The following is a 24,676-nucleotide window of genomic DNA, read 5'->3' as shown; positions in this document are numbered from 1 at the left end:
AGCATATCGAACACCCCTGGTGAGTGACACAAGAACGTGGCATCACATGTGAAGGGACCCGCGGTGGCAGCAGCACCAGTCTGGAGTGTCGACCCCCGTACCGGGAAGCAGCGGGAACAGGTCGCCGTGGAGGCCACGGGCCAGGAGGTGGACGACTCCGTCCGCGCCGCGCACGCCACGCGCCCCGCCCTCGCCGACCGCGCCGTGCGCGCCGCGTTCCTGCGTACCGCCGCCGACCTGCTCGAAGGCGCCAAGGACCTGCTCGTCGAGGCGGCCGACGCGGAGACCGCGCTCGGCCCGGTCCGGCTCACCGGTGAACTCGCCCGCACCTGCTACCAGTTGCGCGCGTTCGCCGGAATCGTGGACGAGGGTGCCTTCCTCGACGTCGTGATCAACCACCCGGACGGCACGGCCACCCCGCCGATCCCGGACCTGCGCCGCTACAAGGTGCCGCTGGGCGTCGTCGCCGTGTACTCGGCCTCGAACTTCCCCTTCGCCTTCTCGGTGGCCGGCGGAGACACGGCGAGCGCACTGGCCGCGGGCTGCCCGGTCGTCGTCAAGGCCCACCCCGACCACCCGGCGCTCTCCGAGCTGGTCGCGGCCGTGCTGCGCCGCGCGGCCGGCCGGCACGGCATCCCCGACGGCGTCGTCGGCCTGGTGCACGGCTTCGAGGCCGGCGTCGAACTGGTCAGGCACCCGCTGGTCACGGCGGCCGGGTTCACCGGTTCCGTCCGCGGCGGGCGCGCGCTGTTCGACGCGGCCTCCGCGCGTCCGGTGCCGATCCCGTTCCACGGCGAGCTCGGTTCCCTCAACCCCGTCGTCGTCACCGAGGCCGCGGCCGCCGAGCGCGCCGAGGAGATCGGCGCGGGACTCGCCGGCTCGATGACCCTGGGCGTCGGCCAGTTCTGTGTGAAGCCGGGCCTGGTGCTCGCCCCTGCCGGTGCGGCGGGCGACCGCCTGCTGAAGTCGCTGACCGACGCGGTGAGCGACACCGCTTCCGGGGTCCTGCTCGACCACCGTATGCGCGACAACTTCATCGCCGGAGTCGCCGAGCGCGCCGGACTCCCGGACGTCCAGGCCCCGGTGACACCGGGCGCGGGCGGACAGCACACGGTGAGCCCCGGTTTCCTGACCGTGCCCGCGAGCAGGCTCGCGGCCGAGGGCGAGCACGATCTGCTGCTCGAGGAGTGCTTCGGGCCGCTCACGGTCGTGGCGCGCTACGAGGACGAGTCCGAGGCGGGCGCGGTGCTCTCGCGGCTCCCCGGCAACCTCACGGCCACGGTGCAGCTCTCCGCGGAGGAGGCCGCGGGCGAGGGACGCGGTGCGGAGATCCTCGCCGAACTCACCTCCCTCGCGGGGCGGGTCCTGGTGAACGGCTGGCCGACCGGGGTCGCCGTCGCTCCGGCCCAGCACCACGGAGGGCCGTACCCGGCGACGACCTCGACGTCCACCTCGGTCGGCGGCAGCGCCATCGAGCGCTGGATGCGGCCGGTCGCCTACCAGGGGGTGCCGGAGGCACTGCTGCCGCCCGAGCTGCGCGACGACAATCCGCTGGGGCTGCCCCGCCGCTACGACGGACGCCTGGAGCGCTAGCGCCTGCCGCGGCGGGGCCGGCACCGTGACGGAACGAGCGGGCCCGGTGCCGTGACGGCCTGGCCCGGCCCGGTTCCGTGGCGGACCGGCCCGGCCTGGCCCGGTGGCGTGACAGACCGGCCCGGCCCGGTGTTGTGACGGCCCGGTCCGGTGCCGTGGTGGACCAGGACGGTCCCGTGGCGGAACCCGCCCGGTCCCGTCGTGGGCCGGCCCGTTCCGTCGCGGGCCGCGGGTGCCGCGTGGCCGGAGGCGCGACACCCCGTACCCCCCGGTCGAGCCGGACCTGAGAGACTCGGACCCATGGACGTCACACTCCCCGAACTCCCTTTCCCCCTCCGCACCTACGGCCCCGACGGGCACTGGTCGCACGAGGACGGTGTGCTCACCGGATGGGCCGGCCCCCGGCAGGACCGCTTCGTGCCGCCCACCGGCGAAGGCCTCGACCCGGCCTCCGACGCGCCCCGGCTGCTCGGCTCGCCGGAGGGGGACTTCCAGCTCATCGCCCGCGTGACGGTGGGTTTCGGGGCGGCCTTCGACGCGGGCGTGCTCTACGCCCACGTCGGGGAACGGGCCTGGGCCAAGCTGTGTCTCGAGTACTCCCCGGACGTGCCCACCGTCTGCACGGTGGTCACCCGGGAGCACTCCGACGACGCCAACTCCTTCACCGTGGAGGGCAGTTCCGTCTGGCTGCGGATGAGCCGCACCGGGCGGGCCTTCGCCTTCCACGCCTCCCGCGACGGCGAGCGCTGGACCTTCGTCCGCCTCTTCACCCTGGCGGGGGAGAAGGAGACCGGGGCGGCGCTGGTGGGCTTCATGACCCAGTCGCCGATGGGGGAGGGCTGTGTGGTGACCTACGACCACATCGAGTTCAGGCCCGACTGGCCGAGCGACCTGCGAGACGGAAGCTGAGGGCGAACGTCACCGTGAGCAGGGCCGCGCTGACGGCCAGGCTCAGCCGCATGCCGGACTCGAAACCGCCGGCGACCAGCGCCCCGAACACCGCGATCCCGAGGCCCCCGGACACCTGCCGGGCCGCGTTGAGCACACCGGCCGCCAGCCCCGCACGCTCGGCTGGCACGGCGTCCATCATCGCGGCGGTGAGCGGCGGCACCGTCAGCGCGCACCCGAGCGCCAGCGGGATCAGCAGCACGGCCACCAGCAGCGGGGGCGTGCGGGCGTCGACGCTCAGGAGGGCGAGCAGACCGGCGACGGCCACCGGCTGGCCCACCAGCATCGGCAGCCGGGGGCCGTAGCGTCCCGTGAGCTTGCCGGCCACCACGTTCGTCACCGCGATCAGGCCCGTCATCGGCAGGAACAGCAGCCCGGCCTGAAGCGCGGAATGGTGCTGGACCCGCTGGAAGAAGAGCGAGAAGACGAACACCATGCTGTAGAAGGCCACGCTGACGGCCGAGCCCACGGCGACGGTCGTGGCCACGGTCCGGTCGCGGAACAGCCCGAGCGGCACCACCGGATGCGCCTGGCGCGCCTCGACCCACAGGAACGCCGCGCCCGCGACCACGGCCACCGGCAGCGCGGCCCGGCCCGCCGTCCCGCCCTCGATCACCGCGAAGGCCAGCGCCATGAGGGCGACCACCGCGGTCAGCTGGCCGGGCAGGTCCAGCGGGGCCGGGCGGGGCCGCGAGCGCGGGGCGCGCACGAGCAGCAGCAGGATCACCGCGCCCACCGGCACGTTGACGAAGAAGATGCCGCGCCAGTCCCAGGCCGTGGTCAGCGCGCCGCCCGCCACCGGCCCGAGCGCCACCGCCAGCGAACCGCCCGCCGCCCAGGCGGCCACCGCGCGGGCCCGCCGCGCCGGTTCCGGGTACGCCTGCCGCACCAGCGCCAGCGAGGCCGGGAGCACGACCGCCGCCGCCACGCCCTGCACCACCCGGGCGCCGACGAGGGCCGGCAGGCCCGGGGCCAGTCCGCAGGCCACCGAGGCGAGTGTGAACACCGCCGTGCCCAGCGCGTACGCCCGGCTCGCCCCGGCCCGGTCCGAGAAGGCGCCGGTGGACAGCATCAGCGCGGCGAAGGCCAGGGTGTAGGCGTCCACCACCCACTGGAGACCGGACATCCCGGCGCCGAACGAGGTGCCGATCGCGGGCAGGGCCACGTTCACCACGGACGCGTCGAGACAGGTCAGCGCGAAGCCGAGCAACGCGGCGGTGAGGGTGAGCGCCGAGGAGGGCTTCCCGGACCCCGACTCCCCCTGTTCGAGGCCGGGTTCGTGGGCCCTGGACATCTGGTTCGTTGACATGTCCCCATGCTGCGGATCCGTGGCGCCGTACAGTAGTGGCCTGAATGCCATACGTCCGGAGGTTCTGGCCATGTCCGAGCGGCTCGCCCCGCACCGCGTCACCGTCATCGCCCCCTCTCCCGTCGCGCTGTTCAACCTCGCGATGCCGGAGATGCTGTTCGGCAAGGTCGACGTGGCCGGCCGGCCGGGTTACGAGGTGGTCGTCTGCACGGCCGAGCCGGGCCCCGTGCCCACGACGGGCGGACTCGACCTGTACGTCCCGCACGGTCTGGAGGCCGTTCTGGAGGCGGACACGGTGGTCGTCGCCGGCACCGGGGAGCCGTTCGAGCCGGACCCGCGGATCGTGGCCGCCCTCCGCGAGGCGGCCGCCGCCGGCAAGCGCATCGCGTCCATCTGCACCGGCGCCTTCCAGCTCGCCGAGGCGGGCCTGCTCCAGGGCCGCAGGGCCACCACGTACTGGGCGCACGCCGAGGTGATGCGCAGGCGCTATCCGCAGGTCGAGCTGCGCGGTGACGTGCTGTACGTGCAGGACGGGCCGTTCCTCACCTCGTCCGGCTACGCCGCCGGCATCGACCTGTGTCTGCACATCATCCGTACCGACTACGGCGCCGCCGTCGCCAACGAGGTCGCACGCCTCGCCCTCGTCGCCCCCGTACGGCCCGGCGGCCAGACCCAGTTCACCCAGACCCCGCTGCCCCCCGAGCGCGGCAACGCCTGTGCCGACACCCGCGGCTGGGCCATGCGCAACCTCGACAAGCCGCTCACCCTCACCGACCTGGCCCGGCACGCGGGCGTCAGCGTGCGCACCCTCACCCGCCGGTTCCACGCCGAGAGCGGGGTCAGCCCCCTCCAGTGGCTGGTCCACCAGCGCGTGGAACGCGCCAAGGAGCTCCTGGAGACCACGACCCTGTCGATGGATCAGGTGGCCGCGGCCTGCGGGCTGGGCACCGCCGACTCGCTGCGCGCCCACGTGGTCCGCCGGACCGGTCTCACCCCGAGCGCCTACCGGGCCCAGTTCAGCCGGCACGGAACCGTGACCGGAGCCGTGACGTCCTCCGTTGCATGATCAGTGAACGCCTGACCGGCGGGCTGGTGGTGCGCACCGCCCTGCCCACCGAAGCCGAGACCATCGCAGATCTGCACTTCCGGGCCCGTTCGACGTACTACCCGGACGGCGTCCCGCAGGGCGACGTCGACTGGGCCGAGGCCTGGCGCGGCTCCATCGCGCGCCGCGACGGACATGTGCTGTGCGCCGTCGCACAGGGACGGATCGTCGGCATCGCCTCGTTCCGCACCCCGGAGGGCTCATCCGCCGAGACGGTCAAGCTGTTCCAGTTCCACGTCGACCCCGGCCACTGGCGCGTCGGCATCGGTACGGTCCTGCACGCGGCCTGCGTGGAGGAGTGGCAGGCGGACGGGAAGCGCACGGCGACCCTCGACGTGCACACCGGCAATCTGCGCGCGCAGGACTTCTACGCCCGCCTGGGCTGGGCCCCCGACCCGGAGAACCCGCCCGAGGAGGGCGATCACCACCTGTATCTCCGGTACACCGTGCCCGGGCGTGCGGACGGGACCGGGGACGCGGACAGGACCGGGGAAGCGGCTGTGACCGGGGGCGCGGCCGGGGAATGACCCGAGCCGCTTGAACGTTCACCTATCGGCAGCCCCTGGAGGGTGTCCCCCATCCGCACGACCTGGAGAGAGCCGAAGAATGCGCGTCGAGATCTGGTCGGACATCGCATGTCCCTGGTGCTACGTCGGAAAGGCCCGCTTCGAGAAGGCGCTCGACGCGTTCCCGCACCGTGACGAGGTCGAGGTCGTGCACCGCTCGTTCGAGCTGGACCCCGGCCGCGCCAAGGGCGACATCCAGCCCGTCATCACGATGCTGACCAAGAAGTACGGCATGAGCGCGGCGCAGGCACAGGCGGGCGAGGAGAACCTCGGCACCCAGGCCGCCGCCGAGGGCCTCGCGTACCGCACCCGGGACCGCGACCACGGCAACACCTTCGACATGCACCGGCTGCTGCACCTCGCCAAGGCGCGGGGCCGCCAGGACGAGCTGATCGGCCTGTTCTACGAGGCCAACTTCGCCGAGGAGCGGACCGTCTTCGGCGACGACGAGCGGCTCGTGGAGCTGGCCGTAGCCGCCGGGCTCGGCGCCGCCGAGGTCCGTGAGGTGCTCGCCGACGCGGACGCCTACGCCGACGACGTCCGCGCCGACGAGCGCGAGGCCGCCGAGCTGGGCGCGAACGGCGTCCCCTTCTTCGTCCTTGACCGCACCTACGGCGTCTCCGGCGCGCAGCCCGCCGAGGTCTTCGCCCAGGCGCTGGCCCAGGCCTGGGGTGAGCGTCCGCAGCTCACGCTGATCCAGGACGAGGGCGCCGAGGCCTGTGGTCCGGACGGCTGCGCCGTTCCGCAGGGCTGACAGGCCCGGGCGGGGGTCCCGGCAGCGGAAGACGCAGGTCGGGGCCCATTCATAAGCGTCCCTTGGGGAAACCACGTAGAAGTCCGCAATGGACTTGGGCATCGTCCGGGCCCACAGTGGTCCCATGGAGACCTTCGAGACCCTCGTCCGTGCCGAGTTCGCCCCGAAGAACACCTATCTGAACACCGCGAGCACCGGCCTCCTGCCCGCTCGCACGGTGACCGCGATGCGGGTCGCCGTGGAGTCCGTGGCGGCAGGACAGCCCGCCGACATGTTCGCGGACGTCGAGGCGGCACGCTCGTCGTTCGCCCGTCTCGCCGGGGTGTCCGAGCGCCGGGTGGCCACCGGGGCCTCGGTCGCCGTGTTCAGCGGGCTGATCGCGGCCTCGCTGCCGCCGGGCGCCGAAGTCCTCACCGCCGAGGCGGACTTCAGCTCTGTCGTGACCCCCTTCCACACCCGCGGCGACCTCAAGGTCCGCGCAGTACCACTGGAGCGGATCGCCGAATCCGTGCGCCCCGGCACCGCGCTCGTCGCGGTGAGCGCCGCCCAGTCGGCCGACGGCCGGATCGCCGGACTGGAGGCGATCGGGGAGGCCGCGCGGAAGCACGGAGCCCGTACGTACGTCGACGTGTCCCAGTCCGCCGGCTGGCTGCCGCTGCGCGCGGACGCCTTCGACTTCGTGGCCGGCGTCGCCTTCAAATGGCTGGTGTGCCCGCGCGGCGTGGCCTTCCTGGTCGTCCCGGAGGACCTGGGCGGACTCACCCCGGTCTTCGCCGGCTGGGTCGCGGGCGAGGTCCCCTGGGAGAGCTGCTACGGCCCCGTCGGTGAACTCGCCCACTCCGCAAGGCGGTTCGACGAGAGCCCGGGGCTCTTCGCGTACGCGGGTGCCCGGCATTCGCTGGAACTCGTCGAGGAACTGGGCGTGGAGCGAGTACACGCCCACGACCTGGCCCTCGCCGACCGCTTCCGCGCCGGCCTGCTGGAGCGCGGCCACGAGCCGGTACCCGCCCCCGGCTCCGCGATCGTCTCCGTGCCCGGACTCGGCCGTCTCCAGGGCGAGTTGAGCCGGGCGGGGGTCGAAGTCTCCGACCGCGCGGGCCATCTGAGGGCGGCCTTCCACCTGTACAACACCGCGGACGACGTCGACCGGCTGCTCGACGTGCTGCCCGGCTGAGCCTCCGCCGCACGGCCCCGACACGACGGCGAGGTGTCCCGCCTTACGCGGAACACCTCGCCGGGCGTGTGCCCGCGGCCGGTCGGGCGGCCGGCACACGGGGAGAGCGGGTCACCGGACCGGCGTGAAGTCCCGGGACCCGATGAACTCCGGCCTGCGCACGGGCGCCGCGAACGGCTCCACCGCGGCGTTCTCCACGCTGTTGAACACGATGAAGACGTTGCTGCGCGGGAACGGGGTGATGTTGTCCCCCGAGCCGTGCATGCAGTTGCAGTCGAACCAGGTCGCCGAACCGGCCCTGCCCGTGAAGAGCTTGATGCCGTGCTCGCTCGCGAGTCGGGTCAGCGCCTCGTCGGAGGGCGTTCCGGCGTCCTGCATCTGGAGCGACTTCTTGTAGTTGTCCTTCGGCGTGGCCCCCGCGCACCCGAGGAACGTCCGGTGCGACCCCGGCATGATCATGAGGCCGCCGTTGGTGTCGTGGTTCTCGGTCAGCGCGATCGACACGGACACGGTCCGCATGTTCGGCAGACCGTCCTCGGCGTGCCAGGTCTCGAAGTCCGAGTGCCAGTAGAACCCGCCGGCCCCGAAGCCCGGCTTGACGTTGATCCGCGACTGGTGGACGTACACGTCCGAGCCGAGGATCTGCCGGGCACGGCCGACCACGCGCTCGTCGCGCACGAGACGGGCGAAGACCTCGCTGATCCGGTGCACCTCGAAGACGGACCGGATCTCCCGCGTTCCCGGCTCGACGATCGAGCGTTCGTCGGCGCGGACGGCCGGATCGGTGACGAGCCGCTCCAACTCCCGCCGGTAGACCGCGACCTCGTCCTCGGCGATGAGCTGTTCGACGGAGAGGAAGCCGTCGCGCTCGTAGGAGTGGAGGTCCGGCACCGGTATCGGGCCGGGGGTGTCCGGCGCGCCCCAGAGAACCGGGTCCTGGCGGGGCACGGCCACTTCGGTGGCGGCGCGGCTGGGGTACAGATCGGTGAGTGTGGTCATCGGTGTGTCACACCTCCTCGGGTTCGGTGAGCAGCGGGTAGACGCCGTTCTCGTCGTGGTCCTCCCGCCCGGTGACGGGCGGGTTGAAGACACAGACGCACCGGAAGTCGGTCCTCGGACGCAGGGTGTGGCGCTCGTGACCGTTCAGCAGGTACATCGTGCCCGGCTCGATCCAGTGCTTCCGGCCGGTCTCCTCGTCGGTGAGTTCGGCCTCGCCCTCGACGCAGAGCACGGCCTCGATGTGGTTCGCGTACCACATCGACGTCTCCGTGCCCGCGTACAGGATCGTCTCGTGCAGGGAGAAGCCGACCTTCTCCTTGGCGAGGACGATGCGCTTGCTCTCCCAGGTGCCGGTCGCGGCCTTCACATGCCGGTCGGTGCCTTCGACATCCTTGAACGAACGGACTATCACGGTGGTGCGATCCCTCTCTCTCGTGCTTCTCGTGCTTTCCGGCCGGCCTCGCTGCGGCAGGCTCAGACGGTCTCGCGGACGGCGCGGGCGAGAGTGCGCAGGCCATCGTCGAGCTCGTCGGGGGTGATGGTGAGCGCGGGCAGCAGCTTCACGACCTCGCTCTCGGGGCCGGACGTCTCGATGAGCAGCCCGAGTTCGAAGGCGCGATGGGCGACGCGCCCGGCGCGTGTCTTGTCCTTGAACTCGATGCCCCAGACCAGCCCGCGGCCCCGGTACTCCTTGACGTCGGCGAGGTTCTCCTCGGTGATGGCGATCAGCGCCTGCTCGACCTGCTCGCCGCGGGAGCGGGTCTGCTTCTCCATGGCGGACCCGTCGGCCCAGTAGGCCTCCAGGGCGGCGGCGGCCGTGACGAACGCCGGGTTGTTGCCGCGGAAGGTGCCGTTGTGCTCGCCCGGCTCCCAGATGTCCAGCTCCGACTTGAACAGGCACAGCGACATCGGCAGCCCGTAGCCGCTGATGGACTTGGACACGGTCACGATGTCGGGCACGATCCCCGCCTCCTCGAAGGAGAAGAACGCGCCGGTCCGGCCACAGCCCATCTGGATGTCGTCGACGATCAGCAGCATGTCGCGGCGCTCGCACAGTTCGGCGAGCGCGCGCAGCCACTCGGGCCGCGCGACGTTGATGCCGCCCTCGCCCTGCACGGTCTCGACGATCACCGCGGCGGGCTGGTTGAGGCCCGAGCCCTGGTCCTCGAGAAGCCGCTCGAACCACAGGAAGTCCGGGACCTGGCCGTCGAAGTAGTTGTCGAACGGCATCGGGGTGCCGTGCACCAGCGGGATACCCGCGCCGGCCCGCTTGAAGGCGTTGCCGGTCACGGCGAGCGAGCCGAGCGACATCCCGTGGAAGGCGTTGGTGAACGACACGATCGACTCGCGCCCCTTCACCTTCCGCGCGAGCTTGAGCGCCGACTCGACGGCGTTGGTGCCGGTCGGGCCGGGGAACATCACCTTGTACGGCAGGTCGCGCGGCCGCAGCACCAGGTTCTGGAAGGCCTCCAGGAAGCCGCGCTTCGCGGTCGTCGACATGTCGAGACCGTGAGTGACACCGTCGCGCTCCAGGTAGTCGATCAGGGCCCGTTTGAGCACGGGGTTGTTGTGCCCGTAGTTCAGCGACCCGGCGCCGGCGAAGAAGTCGAGGTACTCGTGTCCGTCCTCGTCGTACATCCGGCTGCCCCGGGCCCGGTCGAAGACCGTGGGCCAGTTGCGGCAGTAGCTGCGTACCTCCGACTCCAGGGTCTCGAAGACGCTCAGGTCGGGCTGGGTGATGGTCAAGGCGATTCGCTCCTCGAAGCGTGGGGGGAGGGGAGAAAGAGGGGTTCGGAAGGGGGCCGAAGGAGGGGAGTTGAAGCAGGGGGCTGAAGCAGGGGGGTCAGAAGGAGAACGGGCCGATGCGGTACAGCACTTCGGGGTCGTGCGGCCCGTCGGGGAACTGCTTCGTCTCGAACAGCACCTCGCGCTCGACGGCCGCGCCGTGACGCCGTGCGTACGACGTGAACAGGCGCTCGGAGGCGGTGTTGCCCGGAGTGATGGTGGTCTCGACGACGGACAGCCCGCGCTCGGCAGCCACCCGCGCGGTCAGTCCGTCGAGCAGGCGCGCGGCGAGTCCTCGGCCGCGGTGTGCCTCGTCGACGGCCACCTGCCACACGAGGAGGGTCCGTGGCCGCTCGGGGCGCACGTACGCGGTGACGAAACCGACGGGCAGCCCGTCCGCGTCGCGAGCCACCGCCGAGGTGCCGGCGAAGTCACGGCACCACAGCAGGTAGCTGTACGAGGAGTTCAGGTCGAGGGTTCGGGAGTCCTTGGCGATACGCCAGAGGGCGGCCCCGTCGGCCACCTCAGGACGGTCGAACCGAAGGCCCTCCGGCATTTCCAGGAATTCCGCTGACAGGTCTGCTCGGGCGGCGGTCATGCGGATTGAATTTACCGGCGAAAAGTTGAAATTGCATCGTCGGACGGGGTTACGTACGGCGCTCTCGCGTGTTATCACGCGCCCGTGAATGATCACCGGCAGAGGTGGCTCTATGGGAGGAATTGCCCGGAAAATACCATAGAAAACGGACCCACTGTGGAGCGTGTCACAGGGGGGAAATGTGGAGGAGGTCTCCTCGAATCACACCTGCCCGCGTCCGCGAAACCTTTGCGTTTAGGTGCAGGGAGAACGGGAAGGAGAATGCGGGAAGCTGTATCAAAAGAATTCGGGTACGAATTGACGTCAGGATAGTGGAGGGAAGGGGAATTGCAATTCCCGCCGCGTCGCCGTCCGAGATCCCGGGGACTCCTCGGCCCGGCGGAGGCGCGGACCCCTCCGCCGGTCGCCGACGGGTCAGCCCCAGGCCAGTGCCACGGCCCGGCGCGCCCCCTCCGGGTCCACCTCGAAGCCGGACTCGGCCAGCGCCGCGCCGAGCCCCGCGAGGCTGGAGTGGACCGCGCCGCGGGTGGCGTCGGGGCCGTAGTGGTTCACGCGGATCATCGACTGCGCGAGAGCGCCGCCGCCCGAGGCGAGCGGCAGCGCGGGATCCGCGGCCAGCGCCTTCGCGACCACCGAGGACGCGTCCACGTCCTGCGGCACCCGCAGGGTGGTGGCGACGGGTGCCGCGTCGGAGGCGGCGTCCACGTACGGCGCGAGACCGCTGCCGAGGGCCAGGGCGCCCGCCCGGGTCGCCGCGGCGGCCGAGGCGTGACGGGCCATCACTGCGTCCAGTCCCTCGCCCTCGATCCGCTCGACGCACGCCTCCAGCGCCAGCATCTCCAACTGCGCCGGAGCGTGCAGCAGCGCCTTGCGGCCCCCGTCGACCCACCGCTCCTTCCAGTCCAGCAGCGAGAGGTAGGAACGGCGCGGCGCGGCGGGGTTCGCAGCCATCCGCGCCCACGCCCGCTCGCTCACCGACACCGCGGACACCCCGGCGGGGCCGCCCATCGCCTTCTGCGCCCCGATCACGCACAGGTCGACGCCCCAGGCGTCCGGCAGCACCGGCTCGGCGCCGATCGACGCGACGGCGTCCAGGTAGAAGAGGGCGCCGTGTTCGCGTACGACCTCGCCGATCTCACCCACGGGGTTGGTGTTGCCGGTGGCGGCCTCGGCGTGCACGAGCGAGACGAAGTCGATCGACGGGTGCTCGGCGAAGGCCTCGCGGACCTGCTCGGCGGTGGCCGCGGTGTGGAACGGGACCGCCAGATCGATCACCTTCGCCCCGCAGTCCCTCAGCCAGTTCCCGAACGTCTGGCCGTAGGGGCCGGTGATGACGTTCAGGGCGGTGGTGCCGGGACCGGCCGTCCCCCGGATGGCCCCTTCCAGGGGGAGCAGCGCCTCGCCCTGCATGATCACGACGTTCTGCTCGGTCGAGAGCAGGCGGGCGACGCGGTCCTCGATCGACGCGAAACGGGCGGCGCTCAGCGGGGCGAGGTCCAGGAAGGGGTGTGTCACGACGGTGCTCTCTTCACTCACTGGGGTACAGGTGACGAGATTAACTGTCGCGCCCCCGCCCCCGCCTACTGATGACTTCTTAGGTCGAACGGCCCTGTAGCCATCGGTTTGATTTGAGTACCTCAAACTTCTCCTTATAATCGGAACCCACAGTTCCCTGACAGGAAGGCCCGCCGTGAACACCCTCCCCGGCCGCCGGACCCGAGTCCTGGCCGCCATCACCCTGACGGCCGGGCTGACGCTCGTCGCTGCCTGCACCTCGAGTGGCAGCGGCGGCAGCGGCTCCAAGACCGCCTCCGGCGGGGTCGAGCTCGTCAAGGCGGGCCAGCTCACCACGTGCACCCACCTGCCCTACCCGCCGTTCCAGTCGGAGATCGACGGCAAGGTGCAGGGCTTCGACGTGTCCCTGATCGACCTTGTCGCCAAGAACCTGGGCGTGAAGCAGCAGATCCTCGACACACCGTTCGAGAACTTCAAGACCGGCGCCTTCCTCAACTCCGGCGACTGCGACCTGGCCGCGGCCGGTATGACGATCACGCCCGAGCGTGCGAAGAACGTCGACTTCTCCGACCCCTACTTCGACGCCACCCAGGCCGTCCTGGTCGACAAGGGCGCGGGCGTCACCTCGCTCGCCGACGTGAAGTCCAAGGGCGTCAAGCTCGGCGCCCAGGCCCAGACCACCGGCGAGGACTACGCCAAGAAGCAGGGCTTCGACCCGGTTTCCTTCGAGACCTCCGACGCCGTCCTGAACGGCCTGCGCACCGGCCAGGTCAAGGCCGTCATCATCGACTACCCGGTCGTCCAGGGCTGGCTGAAGAACAAGGCCAACGCCGACGCCTTCAAGGTGGTCGACAACCTCAACACCGGTGAGCAGTACGGCTTCACGGTGAAGAAGGGCAACACGAAGCTGGTCGCCGCGATCAACAAGGCGCTGGCGGACGCGAAGGCCGACGGCACCTACAAGAAGCTGTACGAGAAGTGGATCGGGCCGTACGACGCCTCGGCGGCCTCCCCGTCAGCCTCGGCCTCCTGACCCCATGGCCGGTATCGACCTACAACTCCAGCCAAGCAAAAAGGGCCTGACCCGGCGTCAGAAGCGCCGCCTGTCGCGCGGCGTGCAGTACGTCGTATTCGTCGCCGTCGTGATCGCCCTCGCGGTCACGGCGGACTGGGGCCGGCTGAAGAACCAGTTCGCCCAGTGGACCATCGCCCGGCAGATGTTCCCGGACGTCCTCACGCTGGCGTTGAAGAACACCGTGATCTACACGGTGTCCGGCTTCGTCGTCGGCCTGGTGCTCGGTCTGGTCATCGCGCTGATGCGGCTGTCCTCCGTGGGCCCGTACCGCTGGGTGGCCGGTGTCTACATCGAGATCTTCCGCGGTCTGCCCGCCCTGCTGATCTTCGTCTTCATCGGGGTGGCCGTCCCTCTCGCCTTCCCCGGCACGGAGATCGTCGGCGGCACCTACGGCAAGGCCGCCCTGGGCCTCGGTCTGATCGGCGCCGCGTACATGGCGGAGACGTTCCGCGCGGGCATCCAGGCCGTACCCAAGGGGCAGATGGAGGCGGCCCGTTCACTGGGCTTCTCGCCCGCCCGCGCGATGGTCTCGGTCATCATCCCGCAGGCGTTCCGGATCATCCTCCCGCCCCTCACCAACGAGCTGATCATGCTCTTCAAGGACTCCTCCCTCGTTCTGCTCCTCGGGGTGACGCTGGAGGAGCGCGAACTGTCCAAGTTCGGCCGCGACCTGGCCAGTACGACCGCCAACTCCACGCCGATCCTCGTCGCCGGCCTGTGCTACCTGCTGGTGACCATCCCGCTCGGTTTCGTCGCGCGGCGTCTAGAGGCGAACCGGAAGGGGGCCGCTCAGTGAGCACACCCGAGATCCAGGTCAAGGACCTGCACAAGTCCTTCGGCGACAACGAGGTGCTGAAGGGCATCGACCTGGAGATCGGACAGGGCGAGGTCGTCTGCGTCATCGGCCCGTCCGGCTCCGGCAAGTCGACCCTGCTGCGCTGTGTGAACCTCCTGGAGGAGCCCACCAAGGGGCAGGTGTTCGTCGGAGGGACGGAGATCACGGACCCCGACGTCGACATCGACGCCGTACGCCGCCGCATCGGCATGGTCTTCCAGCAGTTCAACCTCTTCCCCCATCTGTCGGTGACCGGGAATCTCACGCTGCCGCAGCGCCGGGTGCTGAGGCGGAGCAAGGACGAGGCCGCCCGGATCGCCGCCGAGAACCTGCGCCGCGTGGGCCTGTCCGAGAAGGCGGACGCGTTCCCGGCCTCCCTCTCCGGAGGCCAGCAGCAGCGCGTCGCGATCGCCCGCGCGCTCGCCATGGGGCCCGGCGTGATGCTCTTCGACGAGCCGACCTCCGCGCTCGACCCCGAACTCGTCGGGGACGTCCTCGCCGTCATGCGGATGCTCGCCGACGAGGGCATGACGATGATGGTCGTCACCCACGAGATGTCCTTCGCGCGGGAGGTCGCCGACCGGGTCGTCTTCATGGACGGCGGTGTGATCGTCGAGGAGGGCGCCCCGGCGCAGGTCATCGGAAACCCCGCCCACGAGCGGACGCGGCACTTCCTGTCCCGGCTGCTCGACCCGGCGATGGCGGACGTCGAGGAGGGCAAACCGGACCGGACGGACCAGGAGTAGGTCCGGGCGCGGCGAGACGGGGGAGCCGCCTCACTAAGGTGCGGTGCATGAGCGATCACCCGGTACTGCACGTGAAGGGGCGGGTCCTCGTCGGACCCGACGACGTCCGCGACGAGCTGTGGGTCGTCGGCGGCCGGATCTCGTACGAGCGCCCCGGCGGCGCCCGTGACGTCCGCACCGTCGAGGGCTGGGCGCTGCCCGGCCTGGTCGACGCGCACTGCCATGTCGGGCTCGACGCCCACGGCCCGGTACCGGCGGACGTCTCCGAGAAGCAGGCGCTGACCGACCGCGACGCCGGCACCCTCCTCGTCCGGGACGCCGGTTCACCCTCCGACACCCGCTGGATCGACGACCGCGACGACCTCCCGAAGATCATCCGTGCGGGCCGGCACATCGCCCGCACCCGCCGCTACATCCGCAACTACGCCCACGAGATCGAGCCCGAGGACCTCGTCGCGTACGTCGCCCAGGAGGCCCGGCGCGGTGACGGCTGGGTCAAGCTCGTCGGTGACTGGCTCGACCGCGGCACCGGCGACCTGGGCGCCTGCTGGCCGCGTGAGGCCGTGGAGGCGGCGATCGCCGAGGCGCACCGGCTGGGCGCCCGGGTCACCGCGCACTGCTTCGCCGAGGACTCGCTCCGGGACCTGGTCGAGGCGGGCATCGACTGCGTCGAGCACGCCACCGGCCTCACCGAGGACACCGTCCCGCTCTTCGCCGAGCGCGGTGTCGCCATCGTCCCGACCCTCGTGAACATCGCCACCTTCCCGCGGCTCGCGGACGGCGGCGAGGCCAAGTTCCCGCAGTGGTCGGCGCACATGCGACGCCTGCACGAGCGCCGCTACGACACCGTGCGGGCCGCGTACGACGCCGGGATCCCGGTCTACGTGGGCACCGACGCGGGCGGCTCCCTCGCGCACGGCCTCGTCGCGGCCGAGGTCGCCGAGCTCGTCACCGCCGGCATCCCGCCCGTCGAGGCGCTCTCCGCCACCGCCTGGGGCGCCCGGCGCTGGCTCGGGCGGCCGGGGCTCGACGAAGGGGCGCCCGCGGACCTCGTGGTCTACGACGGGGACCCGCGCGACGACGTACGGGTCCTCGCGGATCCGCGCCGTGTGGTCCTGAACGGGCGGATCGTCGGCTGACCGGGCTCACACCTTCCGGGGCGGGCGAAGTGGCCCTGGTTGACGGAGCGTTATGGACGGGGTGGAGCGCTCGTTACCCACCATCGGGCGTGCTCCGGCGCGTCGGCGGTTCACGGCCGGCGCGTCAACCGGCAAGTCGGGCCGGGTGCGTTGAGCGAGTGACGGTGGGGAACAGTCGTGCCCCGAGATTCGAAGGCGTGAGCGGGAAACCCACGATGGAGTGAACTCACGTCAGGTGGCTGACTGTTCACTCTCAGTGCGTAATTCTTTCCGGGTCCCAGGCTTTCTCCTATGGGGGTCCCACCCTTGAACAGCATCAACCACCGCATGCCCGCACGCCGTCTCGCCGTCACCGCGGCCGCCACCGTCCTCGCCGCGGGTCCCACCGCGCTGGCCGGCGCGGGCTCGGCCCGGGCGAGCGACGACCACGGCCGCGCGAGCGCCGTCGTGCTCCGCACCGAGCTCGACGTGTCCCTCCTCAAGAAGACCGTGGACGTCCCGCTCGTGGTCTCCCTGAACGAGGTGCAGGCACCGCGGAGTGCCGAGAAGACCGCGCTCACCGCCCAGTTGGACGGCGTCGACGGCGGGCGTCCGTTCAGCGTGCTGCGCGCGGGCGTCGCCACCGCCGAGGCCACCGTCTCCGCCTCGAAGGCCGAGGCGTCCACCCGTCTGGCGCATGCTCGCGTCCACGTCCCGGGACTGCCGCTGCTGTCACTCATCGAGGTCGAGGACGTGACCTCGAAGGCGACCTGCGAGGCGGGCAGGAAGCCCGTCGCCACCGCGAATCTGCTGGGATCCGTCACCGTTCTCGGCAAGAAGGTCACGCTGACGACGGGCGGACCCACGCGGGTGAAGGTCCCCGGGGTCGGGGAGGTGCGGCTCGATCTCTCCAGGACCGGGACGACCTCCCGGACGGCCGCCGCGTCGGCGCTCGAACTCGACGTGTCCGTCGACCCGTTGAAGCTGGGCGTGGCCGCGGTCGAGGGCACGGTGACACTGGCGAGGGCCACCTGCGAGTCGCCGGCCGCGCCCGCCGCCCAGGGGGCGGCCTCGGCCGGTCCCTCCGAGGAGGCGACCTCGGCCGGTCCGTCCGAGAGCGCCGCCGCCCCGGTGGCCGAGGCGACCCCGCAGGGCGCTCACGCGAAGCAGGGGCTCGCCGAGACCGGGGGCGGCTCCATGACGCCGTACCTGGCCGGCGGCGCGGCGGTGCTGCTCGCCGCGGGCGGCGGAGCGGTCGCCGTCTCCCGCCGACGAAGGGGCTGACGCCCGCGCCGGCCGGTCAGGCCGAGGAGGAGGCGCGTGGTGGCTCCGGGTGCGGGCCGGGCGAGGGCGCCGTGGGCTGCCGGGGCGGAACGATCCCCGTTCCGCGCCCGGCGCCACCACCGGTCCCGCCGCCACCGGTTCCTCCGCCGGCTCCGGCCGCCCCGGTTCCGCCCGCACCGCCACCGGCCTCGGTTCCGCCCCCGCCGACCGAGGTTCCTCCACCGGCTCCGCCGATCCAGGTTCCACCGGCCCCGGTTCCTCCACCGCCTCCGCCGACCCAGGTTCCACCGGCCCCGGCGACCCCCGCCCCGTCCCCGGCGACGGTCATCGCCCGGTCCAGGGCCTGGAGGAACCGGTTGACCGTCGTCCGGTCCCGTACCGCGATACGCAGCCAGTCGGCCCCGAGCCCGGGGAACGTGTCACCGCGCCGCACCGCGAACCCGAGACCGCGGAGGGCGCGGCGCACCCCGGCGGCCCGCGGCAGCCGGACCAGGACGAAGGAGCCCTCCGCGGGTTCCACCACCCGCAGTCCGTCGGTGCAGATGAACTCCCGCAGCCCCGCGACGAGATGGTCCCGGTCCTTGGCGATCCGCCGTGCCGCGTGCGCCGCCTCCGCGAGAGCCTGCGAGGACACGCACGCCTCCGCCGCGGCGAGCGCGGGAGTCGAGACCGGCCAGAGCGGCTGGGCGCGCTCCAGCCGGGTGACCGTCCCGGGCTCGGCGAGCACATAACCGATCCGCAGCCCCGCGAGCCCCCACGTCTTCGTGAGACTGCGCAGTACGACGAGACCGGGGACGTCGGTCCGCCCGGCCAGGGTCTCGCGTTCGCCCGGCACCGCGTCCATGAACGCCTCGTCGACCACCAGTACCCGTCCGGGGCGGGCCAGTTCGGCCAGGGTCCCGGCCCGGTGCAGTACCGATGTCGGGTTCGTCGGATTGCCGATCACGACGAGATCGGCGTTCTCGGGGACGGCGGCCGGGTCGAGCCGGAAGCCGTCCTCCTCGCGCAGCAGGACCCGGCCGACCGTGTGGCCGGCGTCCCGCAGCGCGGCCTCGGGCTCCGTGAACTGGGGATGCACGACGACCGGACGGCGTATCTCCAGCGCCCGCGCGAGCAGCACGAACGCCTCGGCCGCGCCCGCCGTGAGCAGCACCCGTTCCACCGGCAGCCCGTGCCGCGCCGCCACCGCTGCCCGCGCGGCCCGCCCGTCCGGGTAGGCCGCCAGCGACGGCAGGGACGCGGCGATCCGGTCCAGCAGCCACGCGGGCGGGGTGTCGGCCCGGACGTTCACGGCCAGATCGGTCAGCTTGGAACCGTCGTCGCGCACCTCGGCGTCGCCGTGGTGCCGCAGATCGTGCCCGCCCTCGGCGGCCTCTTCAGTGGGCATGGGAATGTGTGTGTCCCCCGTGATGGTGGTGACCGTGTCCGTCGTGCCCGCCGTCGTCGTCCGGGTGGAAGTGCGGCTGCTGGGGGAGTCCCACCTTGTCCTCGAAACCGGGCAGCGCGATCCGGTAGACGCAGGAGTCGCAGTTCATCCGAAGGTCGCCCGCGACGGCCTCCCGGTAGCGCTCCATGACCAGGTCGAGCAGTTCGGGCTCGGGACCGATGACCTCGGCGGAGCCCACCTCGACCCCCGGGTGCGCGGCGGACCAGTCCTCCGTCTGGCGCCGCACCCGTTCCGGGAGGATGCCGGTGAACAGGAAGTAGGGCAGGACCACGATCCTGCGCGCCCCCAGCCTCACGCACCGGTCGAGCCCGGCGGGCACGTCCGGTGCGGCCAGGGACACGAACGCGGTCTCGACGCCCGCGTATCCCCGGCCCTCCCACAGCAGCCGCGCGGCCTTGTGCACCTCGGCGTTGGCGTCCGGGTCGGTCGACCCGCGGCCCACGAGCAGTACGGTCACCTCGGCCCGCTGCTCCGGGGTCGTGACACTGTCGCCGAGGGCCTCGTCCAGCCGCCGCTCCAGCACGGCGAGCAGCGACGGATGCGGGCCCAGCGGACGCCCGTACGTGTAGGAGATCCCGGGGTGCCGCTCCTTCTCGCGGGTCAGCGCCGCCGGGATGTCGCCCTTGGCGTGCCCGGCGGACACCAGCATCAGCGGCACGGCGGCGAAACGCCGTACCCCCTGTTCGACGAGTTCGCTCACGGCGTCGCCCAGCGGCGGCGGCGACAGCTCGATGAACCCGCCGGCGACGGGCAGTTCGGGATGGCGGCGGCCCAGCTCCCGTACGAAGGAACGGAAGGCCTCGGCTCCGGCCTCGTCCCGGGTGCCGTGTCCGGCGATGAGCAGGGCGGGGGGCGGGGTGGTCACGATGTCTCCTCGGCGGCGGGGTGGGCCGCGGTGGTCGTCGGGGCCCGGTCGGCCCCAGCGGTCTTCTTCGAGGCCTGGACGGCCTGCGGGACAGGGGGGTGCGGCGGGGTGCCGGCGCGCTTCCGCCCGCCGGGGTGCGCGGCCCGGGTCACGGGCCGCACCTGGTTCACGGGGCTCACTCGGCCTCCTTCTGCCAGCGGTAGCCGCGCGGTGTCACCATGCGCCCGGCGATCTCGCGGGTCGCCGTGTTGCCCACGGTCACCACGGTCATCATGTCGACGATTCCCGGATCCAGGGACCCCAGCGTCGTGACCCGGCTCGATTCGTCCGGGCGGGAGGCGTTGCGTACGACCCCCACGGGCGTCGCCGGTTCCCGGTGCTCCGCGAGGACCGCGAGCGCCTTGGGGAGCTGCCAGTCCCGGCCCCGGCTGCGCGGGTTGTAGAAGGTCACGACGATGTCGGCCTCGGCCGCCGCGCGCACCCGGCGTTCGATGACCTCCCACGGCGTGTGCAGGTCGGACAGGCTGATCGACACATGGTCGTGGCCGAGCGGCGCGCCGAGGATCGCCCCGGCCGCGAGCGCCGCGGTCACACCCGGCACCCCGACGACGTCGATGTCGTCGGACGCCTCGGCCAGCGCGGGCGACGCCATCGCGTACACGCCCGCGTCGCCGCTGCCGATCAGCGCGACGGCCTGCCCGCGGCGCGCCTCGGCCACCGCCGTGCGCGCCCGCTCCTCCTCGGCGCCGAGTCCCGACTCCAGGATCAGGGTGCCGGGCCGCAGCAGGTCGCGGATCTGGTCGACGTACTGGTCGAGCCCGACGAGCACCGCGGCCCGCCGCAGTTCCGCCGTCGCCCGCGGGGTGAGCAGATCGCGGGCCCCGGGGCCGAGGCCGACGACCGCGAGCCGTCCGCGCGCGGGGCGGCGCACGACCGCGCAGGTCGCCATCGCGGGCTGCCCGTCCGCCCGCGCCGACTTCCGCTTGGGTACGAGGAGTTCGCCTCCGCCGATCAGCGCGGCGGCCTCCGCCACGGACGGCGTCCCCACGGCGGCGAGCGGCGCGCCGGAGGGGTTCGGGACCGTCACCGCGGCCAGTTCCCCGGCGCCGTACGTGACGACCGGGACGCCGAGGCGCTCGGCGGCCCCGACGATGCCGGGCTCCCCGGACTTGGCTTCCACGGTGGTGAGTTCGGCCACCGACCGCACGGAGAGACCGGCCTCGCGCAGGGCGTCCTCGACGAGCCCGAGGACCTCCTCCACGGGCGCGCCCCGGGAGGCGCCGACACCGACGACGAGGGACGGCGGGCGCAGGACGGCCTCGCGCGCGGCGGCCTCCCGGACGCGGTCCGAGACACGCAGGACGGCGGCGCCCGGCTCCGCCGGGCTTCCCACGTTCGGCGGCAGCGCGGGCAGCGGCCAGCCCGACTCCCGCTCCAGCACCACGGGTTCGCCGTCCAGCATGGCCCGTGAGACCCCGGCGACATCCCCCTCGACCGGGAGACCGAGGGTGTCGAGACCGGGCACCCCCACGGCGTCGCTCGCCGTCGTCACCACCGGCTCGGCAGCGAGCAAGTCACCCACTTCGCGGGCGAGTTCGTTCGCGCCGCCCGCGTGGCCGCCGACCAGCGACACGGCGAACCTGCCCGCCTCGTCGACGCACACCACCCCGGGGTCGGTCCTCTTGTCGGCGAGCAGTGGCGCGACGAGCCGTACGACCGCGCCGGTGGCGAGGAAGCACACCAACTGGTCGCACTCCGCGAAGGCCCGCCGTACGGCGTCCGCCACGGGCCCGTCGTACACCCGGGTACGCGTGGGCCAGGCCGTGGCGAGCCGGTCACGGGCCGCCGCGCCCGCCGCCGTGGCGGAAATCAGGCCGATCACTGGGGGACTCCTTCGGTACGGGCCGGGGGCCGGACGCCCCACAGCACGAAGACGGGGTTGGCGGCCGCGAGCCGGGAGACGTCACCTGGCAGCGGGGCGAGCCGCGAGGACTGCAACAGGACGCCGTCGCAGGTGAATCCGGCGGCGGTGAGCGCGTCCCGGGCGGCCGGCACCCGGTCCAGCGAGGCCATCGCGATCACGACGGCCCGCCTGGCCCGCCGCGCGCACACCGAGACGATGGCTGGCAGTTCACGTCCGCCGCCGCCGATGAACACCGCGTCCGGATCGTGGGGGCCGTCGAGGCCGGGCAGCACGGCGGGCGCGGTCCCGTGCACGACCCGCACGTCCACGCCGTGCGCCGCCGCGTTGGCGCGGACACGGCCGCAGCCGTCCGGGGTCTTCTCGACCGCGGTCACCGCGGCGCCGAACCGCGCGCACTCCACGGCGACGGAACCGGAGCCCGCGCCGATGTCCCACACCAGGTCGCCTAGGCGCGGTCCGATCCGGGCCAGCACGAGCGCCCGCACCTCGAACTTGCTGATCATCGAGTCGCGGTGGGCGAACTCGCCCTCGTCCAGGGCCCAGCGGTCCGGTCCTGCCACCGGCCCGGCGACGGTCCGCACGGGCGCCAGGGCCCGCGCCTCGTCCAGGCACAGCACGACACTGACCGCCGGACCCCAGTCGCGGGCGGCGGCCTCGGCGGGCGTGACCCGCTCCACCCGCTCGCGTTCCGGGTCGCCGAGGGCGCTCGCCACCACCAGGACGCGCTCCGCGCCCGCGTGGGCGAGGGCCGCGCCCAGCTCGGCGGGCCCGGACCCGGGAGCGGTCAGCACGGCCACCTTGGGCCGCGACCGGCAGATCATGACGGCCGTCCGCGGATCACGCCCGTGCGCGCTGACCACCACCGCGTCGTCCCAGGGCAGCCCGAGCCGGGCGAAGGCCGCGGCCACGGACGAGACACCGGGGCGCACGTCCAGCCGCCCGGCCCCGAACCGCTCCGCGAGCGCCCGGACGATCCCGAAGAACCCGGGGTCGCCCGAGGCGAGCACCACGACCGGGCCCCCGCGCGCGCCGCCGTCCGCGTACCGTTCGATCCGGTCCAGGGCCGGTGCCAGCGGCCCGAGCGCCACCTGCTCCGCTCGCTCCGGGAGCCGGGCCGCCGCCAGATGCCGCCGGGCACCCACGACCAGCCCGGCCCCCGCGAGCACCTCCTCGGCGTCCGGGAGCAGCGGTGCCCCCGTGCCCGTACCGACGACGGTGATCACCCCGGAGCGCTCCGCCGGACCGGAGGACTCGCGCTCCGCGCCGGCCGGCCGCCCTTCCGCCCCGGCTCTGGAGGTGTCCACGCTCACGACGCGGGTTCCTGCGCACTGCCGGACGGACTGCCCGACGCACCGCCCGCACCGCCGCGGCGCGCGGCACGCAGCTCGGCGCGCGCCGCGGGGTCCGCCTTGCGGAAGCCGTGGAAATGACCGGGGTGGTAGAGGTGCGAGCGGGTGCCGCTCGCGTCGAGCGCCGGGCCGACCAGGAAGAGCGTGTGCTTCCAGAGCTTGTGCTCCTTGACGGTCTCCTCCAGCGTGCCGATCGTGCACTTCACGATCAGCTCCTCCGGCCAGGTCGCCTGGTAGGCGACCACGACCGGCGTGGTCGTCGGATAGCCGCCCTCCAGCAGCTCCCGCACCAGCTGCCCGCTGCGCGCCGCCGACAGGAACAGCGCCATCGTCGTGCCGTGCTTCGCGAACTCCCGCACGTCCTCACCGGGAGGCATCGGTGTCTTGCCGCCGCCGAGCCGGGTGAGGATCACGGACTGGGCGACCTCGGGGATCGTCAGCTCGCGCTGCGCGATCGCGGCCACCGCGGAGAAGGACGAGACACCCGGCACGATCTCGGTCTCGATGCCGAGCCCGGCGCACCGGTCGACCTGCTCCTGCGTACCGCCCCACAGGGCCGGGTCGCCGGAGTGGATCCGCGCCACCCGAAGGCCCTCGGCAAGGGCCCGTTCGTACACGGCGACGACGTCCTCCAGCGACATGGTCGCCGAGTCGAGGATCTCGGCGCCCTCGCGCGCGTGGTCCAGGACCTCGGCCTGCACCAGGCTGGCCGCCCAGATCACGACATCGGCCTCGGCGATGGCGCGTGCGGCGCGGAACGTCAGCAGGTCGGCGGCGCCGGGGCCGGCACCGACGAAGGTCACTTTGCCGGTGGGGGCATCGGCCATGGGAATCGGTCCTCTCCTACGAGAAATCGGGGGTGCTGCGAAGACTTAGGTGGGCCCGGGGCCGGCGTCTGAGGTGCGGACCCGGGGGTGGATCGGATAGCAAGGGCGTATGGCGGTCCTCGTAGCGCTCGGCGCGTTCCTGATGACGCTGGCCGGCGGCTGGACGGCGCAGCGGGTGACAGACCGCCGCCATCTGGTGCTCGGCCTGGCCGGCGGCCTGATGCTCGGCGTGGTCGGCCTCGACCTGCTGCCGGAGGCGCTGGCCGCGGCGGGCACCGAGGTGTTCGGCGTACCGGCGGCGCTGCTCCTGTTCGTGGCGGGCTTCCTGCTGGCCCATCTGGTCGAACGACTGCTCGCCCATCGCCAGGCCGCTCACGGCGGCGGGGAGCACGACGGGCGCGCGCCCGAGGTGGGCCTCACGGCGGCCGCCGCCATGGTCGGCCACAGCGCGATGGACGGTGTCGCGATCGGCGCCGCCTTCCAGGTCGGCGGCGGCATGGGGCTCGCGGTGTCCCTCGCGGTGATCGCCCACGACTTCGCGGACGGCTTCAACACGTACACGATCACGAGCCTGTACGGGAACGCCCGCCGCAAGGCCCTGCTCATGCTGTACGCGGATGCCGCGGCCCCCATGATCGGCGCAGCCTCCACCCTCTTCTTCACCATCCCCGAGCGGCTGCTCGGCGGCTACCTCGGCCTCTTCGGCGGCGTACTCCTCTACCTCGCCGCCGCCGAGATCCTCCCCGAGGCACACCACGACCACCCCGCCCGCTCGACCCTGCTTTTCACGGTCGCGGGCGTGGCCTTCATCTGGCTGGTGGTGGGCCTCGCGGGCTGATCCCGCACGGTCCACCGGGCGC

General features: G+C 72.6%; 23 protein-coding genes and 1 pseudogene. 12 read left to right on the top strand and 12 right to left on the bottom strand.

Features of this window, described 5'->3' with window-relative positions:
- The first annotated feature begins 63 nt into the window (after window positions 1-63).
- On the top strand, window positions 64-1,593 hold the full coding sequence (locus ABZV42_RS11030; protein ID WP_355985706.1) for an aldehyde dehydrogenase (NADP(+)): 1,530 nt from the start codon (window positions 64-66) through the stop codon (window positions 1,591-1,593).
- 300 nt (window positions 1,594-1,893) lie between these two features.
- The gene (locus tag ABZV42_RS11025) at window positions 1,894-2,502 is read left to right on the top strand and encodes a DUF1349 domain-containing protein (protein ID WP_355985703.1); all 609 of its coding nucleotides are present in this window, start codon (window positions 1,894-1,896) and stop codon (window positions 2,500-2,502) included.
- On the opposite strand, the gene ABZV42_RS11020 is transcribed toward ABZV42_RS11025, so the two are convergent.
- Window positions 2,462-3,850, bottom strand: a complete 1,389-nt coding sequence (locus ABZV42_RS11020) for an MFS transporter (RefSeq protein WP_355985701.1) — start codon at window positions 3,848-3,850, stop codon at window positions 2,462-2,464. The genes ABZV42_RS11025 and ABZV42_RS11020 overlap by 41 nt on opposite strands.
- 70 nt (window positions 3,851-3,920) lie before the next feature.
- Here ABZV42_RS11020 and ABZV42_RS11015 point away from each other — a divergent pair, with 70 nt between their 5' ends.
- From ABZV42_RS11015 to ABZV42_RS11000, 4 genes are all read left to right on the top strand, one after another.
- Window positions 3,921-4,916, top strand: a complete 996-nt coding sequence (locus tag ABZV42_RS11015) for a helix-turn-helix domain-containing protein (protein ID WP_356051682.1) — start codon at window positions 3,921-3,923, stop codon at window positions 4,914-4,916.
- Window positions 4,913-5,482, top strand: a complete 570-nt coding sequence (locus ABZV42_RS11010) for a GNAT family N-acetyltransferase (RefSeq protein WP_356051680.1) — start codon at window positions 4,913-4,915, stop codon at window positions 5,480-5,482. Before ABZV42_RS11015 ends, ABZV42_RS11010 begins: the two co-directional genes overlap by 4 nt.
- A 79-nt stretch (window positions 5,483-5,561) precedes the next feature.
- Window positions 5,562-6,275 carry a DsbA family oxidoreductase gene (locus ABZV42_RS11005; protein ID WP_355985694.1) on the top strand — a complete coding sequence of 238 codons (714 nt, stop codon included), beginning with the start codon at window positions 5,562-5,564 and terminating at the stop codon, window positions 6,273-6,275.
- 124 nt (window positions 6,276-6,399) lie between these two features.
- Complete coding sequence (locus ABZV42_RS11000; RefSeq protein ID WP_355985691.1) at window positions 6,400-7,449, top strand: aminotransferase class V-fold PLP-dependent enzyme; 1,050 nt, start codon at window positions 6,400-6,402, stop codon at window positions 7,447-7,449.
- A gap of 111 nt (window positions 7,450-7,560) precedes the next feature.
- Here ABZV42_RS11000 and thpD read toward each other — a convergent pair whose 3' ends face one another.
- From thpD to ABZV42_RS10975, 5 genes are all read right to left on the bottom strand, one after another.
- The gene (gene thpD, locus ABZV42_RS10995; protein WP_355985689.1) at window positions 7,561-8,448 is read right to left on the bottom strand and encodes an ectoine hydroxylase; all 888 of its coding nucleotides are present in this window, start codon (window positions 8,446-8,448) and stop codon (window positions 7,561-7,563) included.
- A gap of 7 nt (window positions 8,449-8,455) precedes the next feature.
- The gene (locus ABZV42_RS10990; protein WP_355985687.1) at window positions 8,456-8,860 is read right to left on the bottom strand and encodes an ectoine synthase; all 405 of its coding nucleotides are present in this window, start codon (window positions 8,858-8,860) and stop codon (window positions 8,456-8,458) included.
- Between the two features lie 62 nt (window positions 8,861-8,922).
- Window positions 8,923-10,194: a diaminobutyrate--2-oxoglutarate transaminase gene (gene ectB / locus ABZV42_RS10985; protein WP_356051679.1), complete on the bottom strand. Its 1,272-nt coding sequence runs from the start codon at window positions 10,192-10,194 to the stop codon at window positions 8,923-8,925.
- Window positions 10,195-10,291: 97 nt separating this feature from the next.
- Window positions 10,292-10,831, bottom strand: coding sequence for a diaminobutyrate acetyltransferase (gene ectA / locus ABZV42_RS10980; RefSeq protein ID WP_355985683.1), 540 nt, complete (start codon window positions 10,829-10,831; stop codon window positions 10,292-10,294).
- A 414-nt stretch (window positions 10,832-11,245) separates the two neighbouring features.
- Window positions 11,246-12,346 carry an aminotransferase class V-fold PLP-dependent enzyme gene (locus ABZV42_RS10975; protein WP_355985721.1) on the bottom strand — a complete coding sequence of 367 codons (1,101 nt, stop codon included), beginning with the start codon at window positions 12,344-12,346 and terminating at the stop codon, window positions 11,246-11,248.
- A 175-nt stretch (window positions 12,347-12,521) separates the two neighbouring features.
- On the opposite strand from ABZV42_RS10975, the gene ABZV42_RS10970 reads away from it, so the two are divergent.
- From ABZV42_RS10970 to ABZV42_RS10950, 5 genes are all read left to right on the top strand, one after another.
- A complete protein-coding gene (locus tag ABZV42_RS10970) occupies window positions 12,522-13,379 on the top strand; it encodes a transporter substrate-binding domain-containing protein (RefSeq protein WP_355985681.1) in 858 nt (285 codons plus the stop codon).
- 4 nt (window positions 13,380-13,383) lie between these two features.
- A complete protein-coding gene (locus tag ABZV42_RS10965; protein WP_355985679.1) occupies window positions 13,384-14,217 on the top strand; it encodes an amino acid ABC transporter permease in 834 nt (277 codons plus the stop codon).
- The gene (locus ABZV42_RS10960) at window positions 14,214-15,002 is read left to right on the top strand and encodes an amino acid ABC transporter ATP-binding protein (RefSeq protein WP_356051676.1); all 789 of its coding nucleotides are present in this window, start codon (window positions 14,214-14,216) and stop codon (window positions 15,000-15,002) included. Before ABZV42_RS10965 ends, ABZV42_RS10960 begins: the two co-directional genes overlap by 4 nt.
- Before the next feature lie 47 nt (window positions 15,003-15,049).
- Window positions 15,050-16,141 (top strand): amidohydrolase family protein, encoded by a 1,092-nt coding sequence (locus tag ABZV42_RS10955; protein ID WP_355985674.1) that lies wholly within the window; start codon window positions 15,050-15,052, stop codon window positions 16,139-16,141.
- Window positions 16,142-16,468: 327 nt separating this feature from the next.
- Window positions 16,469-17,404 carry an SCO1860 family LAETG-anchored protein gene (locus tag ABZV42_RS10950; protein WP_356051674.1) on the top strand — a complete coding sequence of 312 codons (936 nt, stop codon included), beginning with the start codon at window positions 16,469-16,471 and terminating at the stop codon, window positions 17,402-17,404.
- Between the two features lie 316 nt (window positions 17,405-17,720).
- Here ABZV42_RS10950 and cobC read toward each other — a convergent pair.
- The 6 genes and pseudogenes from cobC to cobM form a co-directional block, all read right to left on the bottom strand.
- Window positions 17,721-18,791: pseudogene (cobC, locus tag ABZV42_RS10945) on the bottom strand (Rv2231c family pyridoxal phosphate-dependent protein CobC); the annotation flags it as partial.
- A complete protein-coding gene (locus ABZV42_RS10940) occupies window positions 18,781-19,716 on the bottom strand; it encodes a sirohydrochlorin chelatase (RefSeq protein ID WP_355985670.1) in 936 nt (311 codons plus the stop codon). The pseudogene cobC and the gene ABZV42_RS10940, both read right to left, overlap by 11 nt.
- Window positions 19,713-19,895 (bottom strand): hypothetical protein, encoded by a 183-nt coding sequence (locus ABZV42_RS10935; protein WP_355985668.1) that lies wholly within the window; start codon window positions 19,893-19,895, stop codon window positions 19,713-19,715. Before ABZV42_RS10935 ends, ABZV42_RS10940 begins: the two co-directional genes overlap by 4 nt.
- A complete protein-coding gene (gene cobJ / locus ABZV42_RS10930) occupies window positions 19,892-21,598 on the bottom strand; it encodes a precorrin-3B C(17)-methyltransferase (protein ID WP_356051672.1) in 1,707 nt (568 codons plus the stop codon). Before cobJ ends, ABZV42_RS10935 begins: the two co-directional genes overlap by 4 nt.
- Window positions 21,595-22,863: a precorrin-6y C5,15-methyltransferase (decarboxylating) subunit CbiE gene (gene cbiE, locus ABZV42_RS10925; protein WP_355985718.1), complete on the bottom strand. Its 1,269-nt coding sequence runs from the start codon at window positions 22,861-22,863 to the stop codon at window positions 21,595-21,597. The genes cobJ and cbiE overlap by 4 nt, the downstream gene beginning before the upstream one ends.
- Window positions 22,864-22,946: 83 nt before the next feature.
- Complete coding sequence (gene cobM / locus ABZV42_RS10920; RefSeq protein ID WP_355985664.1) at window positions 22,947-23,816, bottom strand: precorrin-4 C(11)-methyltransferase; 870 nt, start codon at window positions 23,814-23,816, stop codon at window positions 22,947-22,949.
- A 109-nt stretch (window positions 23,817-23,925) separates the two neighbouring features.
- On the opposite strand from cobM, the gene ABZV42_RS10915 reads away from it, so the two are divergent.
- Window positions 23,926-24,654 carry a ZIP family metal transporter gene (locus ABZV42_RS10915; protein WP_355985662.1) on the top strand — a complete coding sequence of 243 codons (729 nt, stop codon included), beginning with the start codon at window positions 23,926-23,928 and terminating at the stop codon, window positions 24,652-24,654.
- Window positions 24,655-24,676: the final 22 nt, after the last annotated feature.

The sequence above is a fragment of the Streptomyces sp. NPDC005281 genome (genome assembly GCF_040607495.1).
In the GTDB taxonomy this organism is placed as follows: domain Bacteria; phylum Actinomycetota; class Actinomycetes; order Streptomycetales; family Streptomycetaceae; genus Streptomyces.
This window is presented reverse-complemented; position numbering and strand designations above follow the sequence as displayed.